The sequence below is a fragment of the Streptomyces sp. NPDC058579 genome (assembly GCF_042718575.1).
In the GTDB taxonomy this organism is placed as follows: domain Bacteria; phylum Actinomycetota; class Actinomycetes; order Streptomycetales; family Streptomycetaceae; genus Streptomyces.
This window is the reverse complement of record NZ_JBHXPI010000002.1, coordinates 1-17398: the sequence shown is the minus strand read 5'-3', so window position 1 is coordinate 17398 and position 17398 is coordinate 1. Positions and strand designations below refer to the sequence as shown.

The 17398-nt window shown below is 67.9% G+C and carries 19 protein-coding genes and 2 pseudogenes; 6 read left to right on the top strand and 15 right to left on the bottom strand.

The annotated features are described in order from the left end of the window. The first annotated feature begins 40 nt into the window (after window positions 1-40). Window positions 41-1984 carry a recombinase family protein gene (locus ACFWRO_RS03210; protein ID WP_384503790.1) on the top strand — a complete coding sequence of 648 codons (1944 nt, stop codon included), beginning with the start codon at window positions 41-43 and terminating at the stop codon, window positions 1982-1984. 625 nt (window positions 1985-2609) lie between these two features. Here the strand turns inward: ACFWRO_RS03210 and ACFWRO_RS03205 are convergent. Continuing rightward, a complete protein-coding gene (locus tag ACFWRO_RS03205) occupies window positions 2610-3629 on the bottom strand; it encodes an abortive infection family protein (RefSeq protein ID WP_384503788.1) in 1020 nt (339 codons plus the stop codon). 1223 nt (window positions 3630-4852) lie between these two features. Here ACFWRO_RS03205 and ACFWRO_RS03200 point away from each other — a divergent pair. Next, window positions 4853-4933 (top strand): annotated as a pseudogene (locus tag ACFWRO_RS03200) (IS5/IS1182 family transposase); the annotation flags it as partial. A gap of 104 nt (window positions 4934-5037) precedes the next feature. Here ACFWRO_RS03200 and ACFWRO_RS03195 read toward each other — a convergent pair. Both ACFWRO_RS03195 and ACFWRO_RS03190 read right to left on the bottom strand, forming a co-directional pair. After that, window positions 5038-5313 (bottom strand): Imm21 family immunity protein, encoded by a 276-nt coding sequence (locus ACFWRO_RS03195; RefSeq protein WP_384503786.1) that lies wholly within the window; start codon window positions 5311-5313, stop codon window positions 5038-5040. A gap of 283 nt (window positions 5314-5596) precedes the next feature. Beyond that, a complete protein-coding gene (locus ACFWRO_RS03190; protein WP_384503784.1) occupies window positions 5597-6025 on the bottom strand; it encodes an RNA polymerase sigma factor in 429 nt (142 codons plus the stop codon). Between ACFWRO_RS03190 and ACFWRO_RS03185 the strand changes: the two genes are divergently transcribed. Beyond that, window positions 6020-6286 carry a hypothetical protein gene (locus tag ACFWRO_RS03185; RefSeq protein ID WP_384503782.1) on the top strand — a complete coding sequence of 89 codons (267 nt, stop codon included), beginning with the start codon at window positions 6020-6022 and terminating at the stop codon, window positions 6284-6286. The two genes, ACFWRO_RS03190 and ACFWRO_RS03185, sit on opposite strands and share 6 nt — an antisense overlap. Before the next feature lie 304 nt (window positions 6287-6590). Here the strand turns inward: ACFWRO_RS03185 and ACFWRO_RS03180 are convergent, their stop codons facing one another. The 4 genes from ACFWRO_RS03180 to ACFWRO_RS03165 all read right to left on the bottom strand — a co-directional run bounded on the left by ACFWRO_RS03180 (window position 6591) and on the right by ACFWRO_RS03165 (window position 8564). Then, entirely contained in the window at window positions 6591-6830 is a 240-nt protein-coding gene (locus tag ACFWRO_RS03180; RefSeq protein WP_384503780.1) for a hypothetical protein, read from the bottom strand. Further along, entirely contained in the window at window positions 6823-7278 is a 456-nt protein-coding gene (locus tag ACFWRO_RS03175) for a hypothetical protein (protein ID WP_384503778.1), read from the bottom strand. The genes ACFWRO_RS03180 and ACFWRO_RS03175 overlap by 8 nt, the downstream gene beginning before the upstream one ends. 161 nt (window positions 7279-7439) lie before the next feature. Beyond that, window positions 7440-8120 carry a hypothetical protein gene (locus tag ACFWRO_RS03170; RefSeq protein ID WP_384503777.1) on the bottom strand — a complete coding sequence of 227 codons (681 nt, stop codon included), beginning with the start codon at window positions 8118-8120 and terminating at the stop codon, window positions 7440-7442. 135 nt (window positions 8121-8255) lie between these two features. After that, window positions 8256-8564, bottom strand: coding sequence for a hypothetical protein (locus tag ACFWRO_RS03165; protein WP_384503775.1), 309 nt, complete (start codon window positions 8562-8564; stop codon window positions 8256-8258). A 263-nt stretch (window positions 8565-8827) separates the two neighbouring features. Between ACFWRO_RS03165 and ACFWRO_RS03160 the strand changes: the two genes are divergently transcribed. Then, complete coding sequence (locus ACFWRO_RS03160) at window positions 8828-9040, top strand: hypothetical protein (RefSeq protein ID WP_384503773.1); 213 nt, start codon at window positions 8828-8830, stop codon at window positions 9038-9040. Beyond that, window positions 9030-9293, top strand: a complete 264-nt coding sequence (locus tag ACFWRO_RS03155) for a hypothetical protein (RefSeq protein ID WP_384503771.1) — start codon at window positions 9030-9032, stop codon at window positions 9291-9293. The genes ACFWRO_RS03160 and ACFWRO_RS03155 overlap by 11 nt, the downstream gene beginning before the upstream one ends. 418 nt (window positions 9294-9711) lie before the next feature. On the opposite strand, the gene ACFWRO_RS03150 is transcribed toward ACFWRO_RS03155, so the two are convergent. Continuing rightward, window positions 9712-10143: a hypothetical protein gene (locus ACFWRO_RS03150; protein WP_384503770.1), complete on the bottom strand. Its 432-nt coding sequence runs from the start codon at window positions 10141-10143 to the stop codon at window positions 9712-9714. Window positions 10144-10633: 490 nt separating this feature from the next. Between ACFWRO_RS03150 and ACFWRO_RS03145 the strand changes: the two genes are divergently transcribed. Further along, window positions 10634-10963, top strand: coding sequence for a hypothetical protein (locus ACFWRO_RS03145; RefSeq protein WP_384503768.1), 330 nt, complete (start codon window positions 10634-10636; stop codon window positions 10961-10963). A gap of 239 nt (window positions 10964-11202) precedes the next feature. On the opposite strand, the gene ACFWRO_RS03140 is transcribed toward ACFWRO_RS03145, so the two are convergent. The 7 genes and pseudogenes from ACFWRO_RS03140 to ACFWRO_RS03110 form a co-directional block, all read right to left on the bottom strand. After that, window positions 11203-12621: a DUF2252 domain-containing protein gene (locus ACFWRO_RS03140; protein ID WP_384503767.1), complete on the bottom strand. Its 1419-nt coding sequence runs from the start codon at window positions 12619-12621 to the stop codon at window positions 11203-11205. A 743-nt stretch (window positions 12622-13364) separates the two neighbouring features. Next, a pseudogene (locus ACFWRO_RS03135) lies at window positions 13365-14117 on the bottom strand (transposase family protein); the annotation flags it as partial. Window positions 14118-14344: 227 nt separating this feature from the next. Then, window positions 14345-14875, bottom strand: coding sequence for a hypothetical protein (locus tag ACFWRO_RS03130; RefSeq protein ID WP_384503765.1), 531 nt, complete (start codon window positions 14873-14875; stop codon window positions 14345-14347). A 107-nt stretch (window positions 14876-14982) separates the two neighbouring features. Further along, window positions 14983-15567 carry a DUF2867 domain-containing protein gene (locus ACFWRO_RS03125; RefSeq protein WP_384503763.1) on the bottom strand — a complete coding sequence of 195 codons (585 nt, stop codon included), beginning with the start codon at window positions 15565-15567 and terminating at the stop codon, window positions 14983-14985. Next, window positions 15567-16238, bottom strand: a complete 672-nt coding sequence (locus tag ACFWRO_RS03120) for a TetR/AcrR family transcriptional regulator (RefSeq protein WP_384503761.1) — start codon at window positions 16236-16238, stop codon at window positions 15567-15569. The genes ACFWRO_RS03125 and ACFWRO_RS03120 overlap by 1 nt, the downstream gene beginning before the upstream one ends. 176 nt (window positions 16239-16414) lie before the next feature. Continuing rightward, window positions 16415-16741 carry a hypothetical protein gene (locus tag ACFWRO_RS03115; RefSeq protein WP_384503759.1) on the bottom strand — a complete coding sequence of 109 codons (327 nt, stop codon included), beginning with the start codon at window positions 16739-16741 and terminating at the stop codon, window positions 16415-16417. A 487-nt stretch (window positions 16742-17228) separates the two neighbouring features. Then, a partial coding sequence (locus tag ACFWRO_RS03110; RefSeq protein ID WP_384504478.1) for an SOS response-associated peptidase family protein occupies window positions 17229-17398 on the bottom strand: 170 nt, incomplete at its 5' end.

Below are 17398 nucleotides of genomic sequence, written 5' to 3'. Positions count from 1 at the left end.
AGCCACGCCCCGGGGTCCGGCCAGTCGCGAAGGGACTGACATGACCAATGTTCTCACGTCTGCCATCAACGACGCGGACAGGGTTGTCCCCAGTCGTCCACTCCGAGCCGTCGCCTACCTTCGGGTGAGCACGGAGGAGCAGGCCAAGGGATACGGCATCGCCTACAACGCAAAGAAGATGCTCGCCTACTTCAAAGAGAAGGGGTACCTGCACATCGAGACCTTCGCTGACGAAGGTCTGAGCGGAAGCCTCGAGGCGCACGAGCGCCCGGACCTGAACCGCCTGATGGAGATGGCACGGGAGCACCCACGGCCCTTCGACATTGTCGGTGTGAACGAGAGCCGAACCATCGGCCGTACAGGTCGTGCCTTCTGGCGGTGGGTGTGGGAGCTGGAAGACCTCGGCATCTGCGTTGCCGTGGCGTCGAAGGACTACGACAACTCCACAGCCGACGGCCGGTCGCAGATGCGGAAGGATGCCGAATACGCCGAGGAGGAGCGGGAACTGATCCGCCTCCGCACCCAGGGCGGTATCCAGGAGAAGGCCGAAGAAGGGCTCTATGTCGGAGGGAACATCCCCTTCGGGTGGCGCGTCAAGGACGGCGAGTTCAAGGTCGCCAAGAAGGACGCAGCACTCAAATGCTGGATTCGCACGCGCTTCCTGGCCGTGCGGAGCTGGGAGACTGTGGCACTCGAACTCAACATGAACGCCAACTACACCCGCTCCGGCCGCCCGTGGACGCGCAAGAACCTGCGTCGCATGATGCTGAGCGAGGCGTCGCTGAGCAATCAGATCACCTGGCGCAGGAAGGGCGCGCGGAATTCGGACGGCATCAGCACATTCGGTGTGCCGGTCGTCATCAAGCTGCCGGAGATCCTCTCCAAGGAGGAAGCCAAGGAGCTTCTGGATGCACAGAGGGTCGGACGGACCCCATCCAGGAGCCGGGCCTACCTGCTCTCGATGAAGCTCGGCAGTCCGTGCGGCAGCGTGTACGCCGGGCATAACCACCGCGCTGGTGTCTACAGTTACCAGTGCGAGGGTCGACGGGAGGCATACCCCGGCGCTGGGAACACCTGCACCTGTCCGCAGCTCGATGTCGACACTGTTGAAGGGGCGGTCTGGAGTGACATCGTGTCGCTCCTCGGCAACGCCGAGCGTATGAAGACCATGGCCCGCGGGTGGCTCGACGTATCGTCCTCCGAGCACGTCGACCACGTGGGTCGCGCTTCCCGGCTCGATCAACAGATCGCCGAACAGTCTCAGGTCATCGCCATCACCGTGGGCGTCGCTGCCCGGCAGGTCGCCAAGCGAGGCCTCACGGGAAGTGAGGCCGAGGCTGCGGTCGAGGCGGCGATCAAGCCCCTGGAAGAAGAGCTGGCCGCACTGGAACGTCTGCGCGCGGAAGCCCTGAGCTGGCAGCGGGAAGCCCACCTTGGCAGTCGACGCGCCTCAGACCTCGCGCGAATCGCGGAGGCGGCGAGGCACAACCTGTCCGACCTGACACCGGAGTTGATGGCCGAGCTCGTGGACCTCCTCGACATCGAAGCGAGAGTCACCCGGGCCGTACCACGGCAGCAGGGTGTTTCCTGCCGGATCACCGAGTGGTTCGTAGAGAAGGACCGAAGCGTCCCCGAGCTGACGGACGAGGCGTGGGCTCTTGTAGAGCCGTTGCTGCGGCCGCGCCGTAGTGACGCCTTGCCGGTTCGCCCGAAGCTCGAAGCGCTCCTGACGAAGGCTCGCACGGGGGCCCGCTACGAGGACCTCCCCAAGGAGTACGGGAACTACAGGAACCTTCAGACCCAGGCGAACCGCTGGCTCAAGTCCGGCACCTGGGAGGCGCTCATGGAGCGCCTGGAAGGTGCGCCGGGGACGGCGGTCTGGCGCCCCGAGAGCACCGAGATCAAGGTCGGCCTGCGTGCTCACGCTCTGGAGTCCAGCATGGCTGACGAGAAGGATCGGAGCCGTCGAGCAGGTTGCCGATGACGCTGATGGCGGTCTCCCCTGCCACAGATGGGCCTTCGAGGGCGGGCCAGCCCGCAGAGCCGCCACGCGGCCAAGGCCCTGGCGCTTGGCTCCTCTGGGCGCCGAGCCCGGAGCTGTCGTGGTGGGGGCAGTGGGCGCCCTTCAGTCCCATCTGCGGCCCTCGTAGATGTTCTCTTCCCCGTGCTATCAGGCCGTCGGGCGGATCATCACCGTAAGGCGACGTGACGCCATCGACGGCTGGCTGATTCCGAGGTCTTCGTACCCCCACGGCTGGTAGAGGGCATGGACTTTGCCGCCCTCTACCAGCCGCCTCGTTGACCATCAGCGTCACGTACGGCTCATTCCAGGCGGCGAGGAGCGCATCATGGGTCCGTTGTGCGATCCCGATGCGGCGCCAAGCGGGACGCACGGCCATCTCTCCACAGCCACGGCTGGCGCCCCGTGCCTTCTCGCCAGGTGCCGGCTTTATGCGTTGCCAATTCCGGTCCCGTCCTCGATCCGATTGCCGCCGGCACATGGGGCGCCCCGCGGACGCCCGCGCCGCCAACGACGTCGGCAGGGGACACCGATGCCCGCCACGCATACGGCCTGGAAATCGGACCGGGTCGAAGGATCTGGAAGGGGCTCAAGGAGTGGCCCTACGCCACGGCGCCGCCGGGTCCGCCAGCGTGTCGAGGATCAGCTCGCACCAGGTCACGGCGGCGTTGACCGTAAGGCGGGCGTGTCTAACCCCCAGACCACTCGGGGCGCTCGCCTGGCCGTGGCCGCTACCGAAGCCCTGGTTACGCAACTCGGCCACACCGACGGCGATGTTGATCGCACCGGACAGGACCTTCTTGATCGCCTTGCTCCCATCGGGGCCGTCCGGTGCCGAAGCGGCATCGAGCTTCAGCGACTTCTGCACGGTGCTGATGAGCGAGGGCAGGGCCGCGTTGTTGTCGATCTCGATGGCCAGCTCCCGGAGGGCAGTCTTCGCGGTCGCCTCGATGAGCTGCTTGGCCGCCCCGATCGCTCCCGGCGGGTCCGTCGTCAGGTCTCGCCTGATGCGCTCCAGCTCGATTGTGATGCCGGAGGGATCGCTCAGGCTGCTGAGGTCCCGGACCAGAACAGGCGGCGCCGCCCAGAGGATTTTTCCGCTCTCGTCGAGAGCGAATCCGTCTCGCTCCAGCCGAACGCGGATGTCCTCCCACCACTTGGGTGTGTCCTGCTGGCCGGGCTCCCGGTACGCGCGGATGAAGTCCTCGAAGACGAGAAGGGCCCTCCGGACGTGGTCAGGATCAGACCAGTCCACCCCTTCGGCGTAGAGCATGAACATGGTCCGCCGCTGCCCGGGGTCTTCGTACTTCAGCTCCTCCGGAGGAATGGGCGCGAAACCGTGGTCCTCCCAGAGCTCGGCCACGATCCGAACGGTCAAGTCCGTGGCCAGCGAGCGGAACGCGTTGCGGGTGGCTGGACTCACCAGCTCCCGGCGGGCAATGACGGTCATGAACTGAAGATACGAGCAGACCCTGAGACCGTCATGATTTTTTCCGACAAACGTCCTTGTCCACGCCGAGCCGCCCGGGACAGTTCCGTCCTCACTCGACTGAAGCATCCGAGTCTGGCCGACCGCGAGCAGCGGCGTAGTCGCCAACTGCAGCTCCACCCAGGGCGGCCTCATGGCGGTCCCACTCGACCAAACGCAACTGGTGAGTCACGAACTTGCCGACGACCTTCCGCAAGGGCGGTCGCTCACCACGGGCCCGCACGGAAACCCTCCGGAGGCCGCCGGTCGGCCGACTCGATGATGACGAGGCCCTTCATGGCATCCGTGCCGACGACGGTGCACAGGGCTCCCGTCGCCGTGGCTCCAGTCCGGAGCCGGACCCCAGCACTGGGCGATGTCGGTCGCCAGAGGCTCAACGGCCGGCTCGGTGCGCACGGGGCAGACCGGGACGTCACACCCCTGGACCTCCAGCTGCAACCAGCGGTCGGGGTCTTGGAGAACACAGTCACCGTGTACCCCTTCTTGCCGTACGCCATCAGACCGAACCTCCCTGCCTCCGCTCGCGGAGTCGACGACCGGAGACTGGCGCGGTCGTTCCGTGGCGCCACAAGGCCTTCCCGCGCCCTTCAGTGCTCACGGCGATACCTCGTCAGTGGGTGCCTGACCGGTCGCCCGTCCTGTCGCAAGTGTGTGGGCCCCGCACGCCACAACCTCGCTACTTCGGCATGACCATGCCTTGGTCCGTCACGTAGTAGTCCCCCATGCAGGTCGGAAAGGCCGAGCTGTCCCCTGCAGGTCCACGCATCTGGGACGACGTGCAGAACTTGGACAGAATGCTCTGCTTCTGCTGGTAGGTCAGCCCGGTGGGCTCGACAGGTCGCGATTGCCACTGCCGAGGCGATTCGGAGGGAGCCTTCGAACTGTCGCCGGAAGTGGCAAGCACAGCTCCGACGGAGAACGACGCCGCTGAGAGAACGACCGTGAGCGCGACCACGGACCGCTTCCACCATGGCCGTACAGGCCTCGGGAACAGCGGTAACACCGCTGGGGACTCGGGGATGCGCTGGTGATCCACATCTGCTCCTCTGACTCCAGCCCACGTCTCTGCCGCGCGAACGGCAGGAACAGACACGTTAGCCATGCCGCGCAGATGCTGGGTACAGGAACGCCGAAGCAGTCAGACGGCCGTCACTCCTGACTGGTCACCCGTCACCACGCACGCGTGAGGGGTGACGGGTGACCGTGTCCCCAACCTTCTCCCCGACTCCTGAGCCCGCCGCCTCGTCGCCTCGCCGTCTGCCAGAACGCCGGTGGTCCCGGAGTTGCTCAGCACCGCACGCCCCTCGCGCTGCTCTGGGAGGGGCATGGGAGCTATCCGGGGCGAATGCCGCCTCAAGGGCAATGGCGTGCACCACGCGATGCTCGGCATCGCTCATCTGCACAACCTTGCGCGCCGCGGCTGACCACACATGACCGAAGCAGGGCCCGTTCAGGATTCGGCGGGCAGGAGCTGGACCCGGCCGACCCAGTTCTCGTCGCCCACCCAGGTCTGCGTGGCGCGGACCCTTCAGCGGCCGGCGGGCAGTGGGACCGATGCCTCGGCCGGCATCCCAGCGTCGGGGTACTCGATGCCCAAGTCGGAACCCGCCTCGGCGGAGTCCATCACCGCCGTACCGTCCAAGACCCAGGTGCCGCACTCCTCCCACACCGTGGCCGGGTCTGCGAGGACAGCGTCTGCTGCGGCACTCAGGTCGAACTCGCCTTCGGTGCCGCAGGCGGGGGCGTCGGCGAGGCGGCCGATGTCGGCGGGGGCGCTGGGGGCGTTGATTGCCCACCGGCACACGGTGGACAGCTGGCGGCCGGCCCGTGCGGCGCCGGCGAGGTGTACCGAGGGCGGGGTGGTGCTGCGGCTGGCGTCCGCGGCAAGCCGGTGCAAGGCCGTGCCGACGTCGAAGTGGGGGTTCCCGGTGACGGGGACCGCGGCATTCTCCAGAAGGTCGTCGATGGTGCGGGTCGCTGCTGGACTTCCTTCTGCCGGGCTGCGGCGCAGGTGGGCAGGCCCAGCTTCCTGCCCAGGCGCTCTTTGGCCCGTCGGCAGTGGTAGTTCACGGCGCGTTCGTCGATGTTCATGTATCGGGCGGCCTGCTTGGTGGAGTACCCATCAGGAACCGCATCACGATCACGGTGTACGAGCGCGCCGGAAGTTCCGAGATCGCCTCATACAGACCGATCGGGCTCGGCGCGAGTTCCAGTTCACCGCACAGCGCGCCCAGGTTCTGGCTGATCGGGCCGTTGATGATGTCCGCGGGGTCGCGGCCCTCCCGCGCAAGGCGCTTCGTCACGTGACGGTGCAGCACCGCAAGGGTCCGGCGCTCGAGCTCGTCCTCCTGGAGCAGCCCGTCCCACCCGGTCAGGATCTTCAGGAAGACTTCGTGGACGACGACCTCGGCGGCCGTGCGGTTGCCGCAGTGGAGTTCGGCGTAGAGGTGGAAGAACTCCTGGTGGCTGAGGACGAACGCCTCGAAGTCGAGCGGCAACGGGAAAGTCGTGTGCACGCCGCCAACGTGGCCCAGGTTCGGGCCGGCCGCGTCACGCACACGGACGACCCGGACGGCAAGTGGATCCTCATCGACAACGACCGCCACCTCGACAGGCCCGAGGACAGCATGGCGCCCGTCGATCCGGCAGGTGTCCCCCACAGCCTCTCCGAGGCGCTGCAGGACTGGCTGGGCATGTCCTCCACCCCTGACGAAGACACCGCGGAATTCGTGGGGTGGAGCGTCGAGGAAGTCAGCCGACACCACGAGTGCTCCTGAGCTTCACGACGACGAGAGGCCGGCGGTGGTTCGCCTTCGGGTGAGTGCTTCATCTGCCTCCCCCGCCCGTTTCGCGCTCTGGACGGGGCCAGGGAGTCAGGTGTCGAGGGCGCGGCGGGCGGCCTCTAGGTACGCCCGTCGAGCTTGGTCAACCTCTTCCAGACCCGCATCGCCCGAGTCTCGGAACGATAGGAGACCGTAGTGGAGCGCAGCCTCGTACACGCTTTCGGGGCCCTCCAGAGACAACGCTTCCGTGGCCTTCAGCGCCCGGGTGGCATTCTCGACGGACCCGTCCAACTGGCAATCACGACCCGCCAAGAGCACCTCTAGGTAGACCTGCCGGCGTCGTTTCATCGGCGCGGGCGCGGCGCTGCTCGTCCAACGTTGCCTGGACGGTGGCCATCAGTGCGTTCGCCTGCGCCTGGCCCGCTGTTTCGGCTGCCGCAGCCTGGCGGTGGCCGGCCTTCCACGCGAAGAACCCGGCTACAGCGCTGCCCAGGATGGCCGCTCCGGCGGCGATCAGGGCGATCCCCCACTCACTCATGCCGGGGATCCTGCCAGCCCGGACCGACGGCACGGGTGTGGTCCGAGTGATCATTGTTCGGAATCCGGGCCATCATGGGCTCGTGGCTGATGACAACAGGCAGCATCCGGGCAGTTCGCAGGGGCAGGGGGCGCGCTTCCGAGCTGAAGTCGAGCGTGTGTTGGCTGAAGCGGAGCGACTGGAACGCGCTGCCCACCTTCGCGTCCGTTTCTGGTCCCTCATGGATGTCGCGCTCGGATTCCCCGCTGCGGTGCTTGCCGGGCTGTCTGGCGCTGCGGGGTTGGCGTCGCCAGAGGCCCGTGTTCCTGCGGCACTGCTGGCCCTCGTTGCCGCAGGGTTCGCAGCAGGGGCAGGCTTTCTCCGCAGTGACGTACGACGTGCCGAGAACCGGCGCAGTCGGCTGGCGTGGGCTGAGGTCGAAGCGGGAGCGCGATGGCTCCTCGTTCATGAGGAGCGCATGGGCAACGAAGCTGGGTCAGAAGCGCTCCGTAGCCTGCTTGCGTGCCGGACAAAGGCCATCGCTACCCACACAGGAGGTGCCGAGGGCGACACGCGGTCGTGATGCTGCCGACGATGGCCGATGCGGCGGCGGTCAGGGCGATCCCACACTCACTCATCCCGATTCTCCTGCTGCTCGGCCAGCAGGGTGGCGAGAAAGGCCTCGTCTACCTCGGGGCGAGCCAAGAGCCAGGCGACAGTTGCCTCGTCCACCCCTGCGGGTTTGGTCGCCATCTTCGCCGCAATCTGATCGCTGACCTCGATGCCCTCTACGAGGTATCGGTTGAGGGCCTCGTACGTCACCCGTACGTCGGTAGGCAGCTGCTCATCTTCGCCGGGCGCGGGTCGCGCTTCGGTCCTGCCGTGGACGGCGGCCCGGAGGCGATGCGACACATTCGTGACGTGTTCCGTCAGTGGCTGGCGGAGCAACTGGTCGGGGATCATGGGGTACTCACGGCCCGTGAATCGGTACAGGGCTGTGGTGAGCTCTTTGAGTTCGGCTTCCAGCACCTCTTCATGGCGCTGGGCTTCGGACGTCCGCCCGTTCTCAAGGTCGGAGATCACGCGTTCGGCGCTCGTCAGCCAGGCCCTGGCCGCAGCACGTGCTGTCGCGCGGAGGTCGAGCTGTAGTTCCCGCTGCACGTTCTTGGCAGCGGTTGCTGCTGCGTCGGCGTCGTCGCGGCGCTTCGCGCGTTGGACCAGCAGTGCGGCGAGGGCGCCGATTCCTGCGCCGCTGGCTCCTGCGACCGCCGCCACGATTGTCTCCCCCATGGCCATGGCGTGATCGTCCACCGCGCACCCCACTGGCCACAACGCCGTTCCAGAGGATCTGGCCGAGATGCGTATGGCGTGGCGGATTCCGACTTGGGTTTCGGCGCTTCTGACGGCGGCGATCCTGCCACGCGCTCCTGGGCGCCGCCAGCCGGTTCACGGGCCGTCTTCGTGCGGCATCCAGGTCAGCCAGGGCTTCTCATCGACCGTGCCCCACCACGACGCGAGCTCGTCACCCATCGTGGAGTACGGCCTGAACGGCAGTCTCGGGGTGGTTTCCACGGTGACCGCTCCGTGGCCCCAGCGGCGGTCGAACTCGAGGAGCTGCACCAGGGCGAGGACCTGGTGCGCGCTCATGGTGTGGTCGGCGACGAAGACCCTCGAGTCGGTACGGCGGGCGCCGGTGTCACGTAGGAGGCCGGCGACGTTACAGAAGTCCTTGAAGTAGCCGAGGCGGAGCTGCACCTGGGTGTGGGTTCTGTCATGGGCGGGAGCGTAGGCACGCCCGCTGGGGCGGGTCTGGGGACATGTGAGCCGCGCGCTCCCCTCACGTCGCGCGGGCCTACTCCGCCTATGACCCACGCCACACACGGACCATCTCGTTCGAGTGATCCCGGGGCTCGATTCCGGTCCGCTGAGAGGTCAGCGGGGCGCACTCGTCCTGACTCCATCCCGGCCGGCAGGCTGCTGCGCTAGCCTCAGGGCGTACCCGACCGGCGGAGGATCCGATGGCGCACCTGATCTTCGATGAGGCCGAGCAGCGCGAGCTCCGCGACGCCGCGCGTACGGAGTTCCCCGGGAACCCGGCGCTCGCCTACGTCCTCGAGAACCTCGCGTCCGAAGGCATCGACCTCGACCGGTGCCGCGACTGGGAGGACATCCGCGCCGAGCGCGGCTTGCCCGACAGTGACCGAAGCGACCAGGACCCGCATGTCGCCTAAGCACTCCCGCGGCGGTCGGCGGCCGCGCATCGTGTTCATCGAGCCGGCCGAGACCCAGGTCCGCACCCTCACCACCGTCCAGGTGGCGCAGCTGGACGTGGCGTTGAACGAGATCGCCGCCGACCCGGCCGACGTGAAGCCGCACGCCACGGCGACGGCGGTGCGCGACTACGAGCACTCCGGCGTCCGGATCGTGTTCTTCGCGACCGCGCTCGGCAGCATCCTGATCGTCACGTACGTCGACGTCGACTGATACGACCGCCCAGCGCTGGATGAGCAACGAGCGCGGACCCCACGCGGGTCCGCGCTCGTCGTGGTTCTGCGGCTACGGGGCCGGCGTGTAGTGGACGACGGTGGTCTCGCACGTGTCGAGGGCGATCTTCCCCTTGTAGTCCTTCGCCATGCCCTTCTCCTCTGCAGCTCGGTCCCGACCGAACCCTCGTCCGCATTCCGTACGCGCCAGCCTGTCGGATCGTCAACTCCTACACCGCCGGGCATCTGCGGCGGGGGACGACTCTCTGTGGCGGCACAACCGGGCCACATGCCAGGCCAGGAATACGACTCGGGCGAGGGTCCGCCGTCTCCGTCAGGGCCCGGGCTCCTTGAACGAGGTCATCTCTCGGTCAGCCCTGCGCCACCGGTCTCGCGCGTCGCGGGCCGGCGGCGGCGAATCAATCCTGCCCGGCTGTTCTGGTCGTTCCGGCGCAGAGAGCCCAGATCACGAAAATGTCGATGGCGATCAGCACGATGGCCCAGAACGGGTAGTACGGCAGCCACAGGAAGTTGGCGATCATGCCGAGCCCGGCGAGGGCGATACCGACGATGCGTGCCCACATGGCGCCGGTGAAGAGGGCAAGACCCGCCAGAACGATGAGGATGCCCAAGATGAGATGGATCCAGCCCCAGCCGGTGGTGTTCATCCTGTAGGCGTAGTCGCGGGTGACGACAATGAGGTCGTCCTTGGCGATGGCGGCGATCCCCTCGAAGATCGCCATGGCGCCGCCGAAGATCATCAGAACTGCGGCGAAGACGGTCCAGCCGGTCGCAAACGGCCGTCGGGAAGGCTGGGCACCCGTCGGCGCTCCGCTGACGGTGGTGGCCATGTCCGGGCTCCTTCGAGAAAGACCTCGTCGCCGAATCGGGCGACCTGGTCGGAGCACTCCATATCCAGGCTGCCATGACGGAGGCCGGGCGGCACCTCCGGACTGCCCCATGCCCGCTCTCCTGGGGCGCGCCCGGAGGTGTCTGCGGCGGAGGGTCGCCTGCGGGCGAGGCCCGGCCGCTGGTGCGGGCTGGGGCGATGGTGGGTCTGTTAAGGCCGTCAGACCTGAAGCTCAGGGCACCAGCTTGTGGGTGGGGCGCCCAACGGGGAGGCACGGCGATCTGGTCGCGGTGGCTGTCGTTGTCCGAGGGGAAGGACGCCGGAGCCCTCCCCTGCTCGGCGATGGTGGTGCGGGCGGTTGGGAGAGGTGGCGTAGCGGGTGAGGATCACGGTGACGACCGCGGGAGCGAGATCCAGGACCGACGCAGCCACCACCCGGTGTCACGATGGAGGGAAGAGGCTTTGATGCCAGGCGCTTCAGGGAGGCAATCATGAGCCGCGAGTATCAGTTTCATTGTGAGCACGCTGGCTGCTCGGTCACCGTGGACCTGCGGATGGGCGGGACGCGGGAGCTGGAGCTCCTCGTGGACGGGAAGCAGGTCGCCGCCGCCCGCGCCCATGGACACCACGCCCAGACGATGGTGATGACCACAATCCTGCCCACCGACCCGCCGCGCGGTATCGAGGTCGAGGTGGCGCTCCCGCGCGCTTTCGGCGGCGACCCGGCAAGCACCCTGCTCGCGGGTGGCGAACGCAGACCCATGCCCGCTCGGGAGGTGCCACGGCGGGCGCGCCCGACGGAGGCCGACTGGTACTCCTGACCGTGTCGGGGCGCCCGACACAGCATGTTGTCGATCAAGGTCGCCGCCGCCGGTGACGTCCGTCGCGGGGCGACCCGGGAGCGGACCGCCACGGAACTGTGCCCGCCTGCGCGGCGCCCGTGAGTAGGTGTCATGCAGCCGGATCCGCCGGGTTTCCACGCGGGTGGCGCGCTGAACCACCCCGGCGTGGTTCACGGAATGCCCGACCGACTGTCAGGCTCTCTCCAGGCACATCTCGTTCACGCGGCGTCCGAGACGAGCCGACCGGAGTCGACCGCCTCGACCAGAGCCTCGTGGTCGCGCTCGTTCTGGTCCGCGTAGTTCTCCGCGAAGTCGGTCAACGCCCGGTCGAAGGAGTCGCCGCCGCCCAGGTAGGCCGCGATGGCGATCCGGTCACCTGACCGGGCGTGAGCCCGGGCCAGCGAGAAGCCGCACAGCTCGCCGAGAATCCGCAGGCCTTCCGGCAACATCACCGCGGTGTCGATGCTGCCCTTCCAGTCCCGCAACTGCCGGACGTAGAAGTCCCGCTCTCGGCCGTCGATGCCGGTGGCGCGCTCCCAGCCGAGGAAGATGTCACTGGCGGCCTGCATCAGGCGCTGTCCGGCGACCACGCGTTGCCCCTGGTTGTCGTACTCGCTCTCTCCGGCGTACTCGGCGAGTACCGATCGCTCGGCCTCCTTGACCTGGATGAGCAGCGGGTCCTCCTCGTCCCTGCCGAGCATGAGGATGATCCAGCAGCGGGTGCCCACACTGCCCACGCCGACCACCTTGCGCGCCATGTCGACCAGGCGGAACTGTGAGAGCAGCTGCCGGTAGTCCGGCCGCAGCGTGCCCGCGTACCGCGCGATCAGCGCGCGGATCTCGTGCTCCAGGGCGGCGCGCTCGACATTCGGGAGCAGGTCGCCGATCGGCACGACGAGCGGCGGGGCGGGGATGATCTGGCGCTCCCCGTCGACGATGCCGGTGAGTTTCTCGAACGCCTGGATGTTGTCCCGCCCGCGGGCCTTCTCCATGACTTTCGAGAGCTTCCTGCGCTTGCCCTTCCCGAGCTGGTCGGCCACAAGGGCCTCGATCCCTTCCATCTTGGTCTGGGCGTACCAGACGTCGAGGTTGTGCATGCCGGCGAAGGTCCGGATCCACTCGCGGTACGAGCGCACCGCGGCCGAGACGATGTACGCGCGCTCCAGGTCGGTGAAGCCGTTCTCCCGGCCGGCGATGGCCAGGCTGGCCGCAAGCCGCTTGACGTCCCACTCCCAAGGGCCTGGCAGGGTCTCGTCGAAGTCGTTCACGTCGAACACCAGGTGGCGCTCGGGAGAGGCGAAGAGCCCGAAGTTCAGCACGTGCGCGTCGCCGCACAGTTGGACCCTGATCCCGGTGACGGGGGTGTTGGCGAGGTCGGCCGCCATGGGCGCGGCCGCGCCGCGGTAGTACCGGAACGGCGACTCCCTCATCCGGCTGCGGCGGATCGGCACCAGCTCCTGGACCCTCGCGGTCGCCTGCCTCTCGAGGATCTCCAGCGGATCGACCCGACGCTTCGAGGGGGAGTACTCGGCATGGCTCGACCGAGGCACCCGGGCGCGGGCGGCCTTGCCGACAGCAGCGCGTTCACGTGGGCTCGGATGAGGGTGGCCCTCAAGGGTCCCGGTGTCGCTGGTCATCGGGATATCCTCCGTCCCGGACGAGGTACACGCGTTGCGTTCCGGACCTCCCCGTCCCACTCTAGGCCGGTGCGGAGGGCCGCGCCCGTCTGGTCCGTACCCGGAAGCCGGGGACTGCTCGGTAGAGGGCGAAGCCGTGTCCTGCTGGACTGCGTCGGTGATCACCGTGACCAGGCAGGCCAACCAGGCGAGTGAAGGAGCCCGCCCCTTACACACGCGCCGCTCGGCGGACAACAGCAGAATGAACGCCACGAGCGGAATCGGTTCCAGGAGGGTCCTGGGGCTGATCACGATGAGCCCCAGGACCAGCTCCGGCCCCGGGCCCGTTCTGGTTTGCACCGCCGAGCACTTGACTATGCGTCACTGAGTCGTTACTCCCTCGTGCGCGGGAGCCTCGGCCAAGGGCCTGGCCGAAGGTGGCGATGGCGACCGCAATGGCGAGTTCGAAGTTGTTGCCCGCCGCGGTGAACGCCAGCGTCGGCGGCCGGGCAGGTCGTCGACCTGATGGCCGCGCTGGTTGTGGCCAGACTTTAGATGTGACCGTTGACCGTTGTCGGGGTTCAATCGCTCTTGGCGCCTTGGTCCCCTGCGCACTGTGCAATGGCCTCCATCAGCCCTTCGGCAGCGGTCCGGACGCCCTGCTCGGGGTAGTCAACCATCTCCTCTAAAGAGTGTTGCAGAAGGTCCGGTTTCGGCAGGTCGAAGTGGCGTCTGGCCTGTTGTTTCACCGTGTCATGGCGAGGGTTGTGCATGGTGGCGACGGCCTGGACCGCGTGGTGGAGGCCGTCTCCTTTCTGGCGGCAGTCGCGAAGGATCTTCCAGTTCTTCATCCGGGCGAAGGTGTGCTCGACGCGGGCACGGACGCGTCGGTGTACGGCGTTGTCTTCTTCCTGGCCGCGCAGGAGGGGACGTCCGGCCCTTGTGCGGTGCGGGACGATCAGGCCGGTGCCGAGGTAGGCGCCGTCCGCGATCACCGTCGTCCCGGCCGCCGTGCCCGGCAGGCCTGACTCTCGCCACACGTGGGCGTCGGCCTTGTTGCCCGGCGCCGGCCGGGCCGAGGCGACGACCAGGCGGCTGTCCGCGTCAATGATGACCTGCACGTTCGCCGAGAACCGGTAGTTGCGGGAGGAGGCTCCCACGGTCCGTTCGCGGACCGGGATCAAGGTTCCGTCCACGATCCACAGCCGGTCGACGTCGGCGACCGGCCGCGGGGCGGGCTCCAGGGCCAGCAACGGACGCAGGCGGTGGATGACCCGGCAGACGGTGGCAGGGGAGATCCCGAAGAGCGGGGCGAGCTGCCGCATGGTGACGTTGGTGCGGTAGTAGACGGCCACCAGCAGGACCCGGTCGGCCAGCGGCAGGCACCACGGCCTGCCACCACCGGGACCGTTCCCGCCCCGCTCCTTCACTACATTCACCAGCTTCGCGAATCGCTCGATTCGCAAGCCCGTGAACGTCTCCACCCACACCGGCTCAGCCCGCAACACCCCACCCATACAGGGAAAATGCCCGGAACTGAGCCTTCTGCAACACCCTCTAGCAGGTCGAAGAAGATCTGCCTGCGGATCTGTTCGGAGGTCTTGGACGGGCCGAGGATCACGGAGTGCTCAGCCCACGTACGGGTGAACGTGCCCAGTTCCTGTGTCCGAGCTTCCTGGCCCGCTCTGCTCTGCTAGTAGGACCTGTGCCGTCCGCGCGATCTCGTCGTACTTCGCGGACGGGGTCATCGGTGTTGCCTCGGCTGCTGAACCCTGTGCGCGTCGCGCAGCAGGTCGGGCGCCAATCGGCGGTGTACTGCGGACAGCGGCGACCAGATGCGTGCCGCTATCGGCCGGTCGTAGCGGAGGATCGTGGCCAGCGACACCTGCTCGTCATCGACGTGGACGACGAGGTGGCCGGTCAGCATCCAGGAGTGGGCTTCGAGCCGGATCCCTCTGTCGCAGCGGTCAGCGATCATCCATCCGGCCACGTGGTCCGGTGATGCCCGCCGCTTCAGACGCAGGCCAAGAAGTACCCGCCAGATGAATTGGCCTTTGAGGCCCGCGACGTCTTCCAACGCCGCGCGGGCCCACTGATCCGGTGACCTGTGTGAGGCGTCATTCGTGGTGAGCGTGAAGACGTCGATGTAGTCGGGGTCGGTCGGGCTGAGAGCGCGGATCACCTGGGGAATGTTGTGCTGTTGACGGACGGTCAGCACGCGATCATCCCCGTTCGCTCCGTCTCGGTGGACGGGATGGTTGGTTCCTGCTTCCACCTTCATCTCCTTAACTTCCCTCGGGAACTTGCCTCGGGCGAGTGCGAGTAGCGGCGTCTTCATCGACTGGCCGGGTACGGTCTTGGGTCTTGCTGAGGTGCCCGCAGTCAGGTCGGCGTGCCGACCCGCCACCCGCGTCCGATCATGCGCATCAGCGCCGGGTACACAATCAGGTACCGGAACGGCACGATTGCGGCCATGTAGATCGTGCCGAGCAGGCCGTTCGGTTTCACGAGCACAGCCATCTGACCCCGGTAGCCGCCGGCGTCATCCGGGACCCAGCCAATGTGCATCACGGTGTGCACGGTCTTGTTGGCGCTCTCGGCCGTCCACTCGGTGCCCGTCAGGTAGACCGAGGTGAACGGCACCGACTGGAGATCCGGCCCGCACGGACCCTCGCGCAGATCTTCCGGCAACCGAGTACGCAGCGTCGGCACCCGGGAGCCGACGCCGGAGCCGGCCTTGTCCCAGCCGAACAGCTTCCCGAGGCGCCAGCGGATCGCGAAGAGGACACGGGCGACACCGGAGAACGGGTTCGGGCCGTCGTCCTTCGCGAACCAATCCACCAGCAGTGGAAGGTCGTCGGGGCCGCCGGGCGTCGGGAGGACCCAGACGTCCTCGACGCGAAAGTCCGGGGCGATCTCGTGGATGCGCCAGTGAAGGGACGTGTGCGCGCTCTTCGGGATTCTCATCAGTGGTCCTCCGTCCGGTCGGGGGCAGCAGGGGCGAGTCCGAGCACGCCGGCGACGGCGCGTTCGGCGAGCAGCTCGTCATGCGGAGCCTGGCCAGCCAGGGCAACGACGGTTCCTTCAAGGGCGCCGACGAAGGCGAGCGCGAGAGTACGGGCCGGAGGGCCGGACGGGATCGTTCCCGCCGCGCGGCCGGCGTCGATGAGCTGGACGCAGTGGGTGACGAGCTCGTCGTAGCTCCGCTCCACCTCGCGCCCGACGGGATGGTCCTGCCCGGTGAACTCCAGCCGCAGCGCGATCGCCATGCGGGCGAAGTCGCGTCGGCAGAAGACGGCGTGTCCGCGCGCCATGGCCAGCAGCGCCGCGACGGGCTCCGACTCCTGGCCGACGAGGCGGCCCACTTCCTGCTCCCAGGTGTCGAGGATCCAGTGGAGCGCGGCCAGGGTCAGGTCCTGCTTGTCCTTGAACTGGTGGTAGAGGGCCCCCCGGGTGTACCCGGCGTCTCTGGCCACCTGCTCCAGCACGAGGTTGCCGTAGCCGTACCGGGACAAGCCCCGGGCGGCGGACTCCAGCAGGGCGCCGCGGGTCTGCGCGCTGCGTCCGGTCGGGCTGGAACGGGGACGACTGGCCGAGCCCCGCCCGGCTGACCGGTCCAACTGGTTTCGTACATGCATGTATGTATGTTAGCGGGCGCCCCGGGTGGCCGCCCGACTGGGCCACAGAGCCGCACCTGACAGCTGGGCACGTTCATCTGTACCTGGCTGAGCACTTCTACTACGAGTACGCGGACACCACTTGATCACGCCTTGACGAAGTGGCCGTTGCTTGATTGGGGTGCAGCGCTGGCAAGTCAGTCTCCGCGTCTGCCAGTGGCCGTCGCCCTCGCTGTTCGCCGTGCAGACAGGGCGGTGACGCCGACGGCGTCATCAAGTTGCTGTCGCAGGTGCTGGTTCTCGAGGGTGACCTGCTGGATGCAGGCGGCGGCGAGCAGGCCGGCCGTCAGACCAGTTGGCACGGACGCGACGGCGTCGCGGGAGGTGGTCATCGTCGTCTCGGACCACGTCGTACGGCCCAAAGCCTCCGCGACCTCCACCTCGCACAGGGAGGGTAGCCAGCGGCCCGCCAGGTAGTTGTCCGTCACTGCTTCGCACCGCTCGACGAGCGAGCGCCAGGCCACGTCCGTGCTCTCCAGGTCGGCCGACCCGCGCCCGGGGCGCCCCGTCCAGCACGGTGCGCACAGCGGCACCGGGCGGGCAGCCCGAGGCTGCCGTACTGGACGAGCACGGACCGCGTGGGCGTGCCGGTGTTGTCCAGCGTCGTCCCGCACAGATGGCAGACGGCGGGAGCGGATGGGAGCTGCCGGTGAACTACGGGCGGCGAGGAAGAGGAGGTCACACCCGACCAACGACCGGGCCGACGCCGAGTGCACGCACAGATCGGGGAACGGGAGGAGGCCCGGCGGTCGGCCGCCGCCGGGCATCACCGATCTGCGCGTGAACTCCCCCGGCCCACACCACGGACCAGTGCGCCCACCCCGGACAGGGGCTCCGCCACTGCGAAGGCCCCTCGGCCTGCTTGAGGAGGGCGGCAACTTCTTGGCCGCGTCCCCAACGAGCGCCCTCCCTCCTCACCGGCCAAACGTTCACGTAGCCGCCGGGAAGGTGTCAGGTGACCTGGTCGACGAGGTGCGGACCCTTGTTGCGGACGTTGCTCACGGCCGTTGATACAGGCCGGGCGTTGAGTTGTCCTTCCGCGGGTTGGGTGAGCAGGGCTCGGAGGTCTTCGGTGTTCTGGTGGTGGGGGTCGAGCCAGGCGTCGTAGTGGTCAGGGGTGA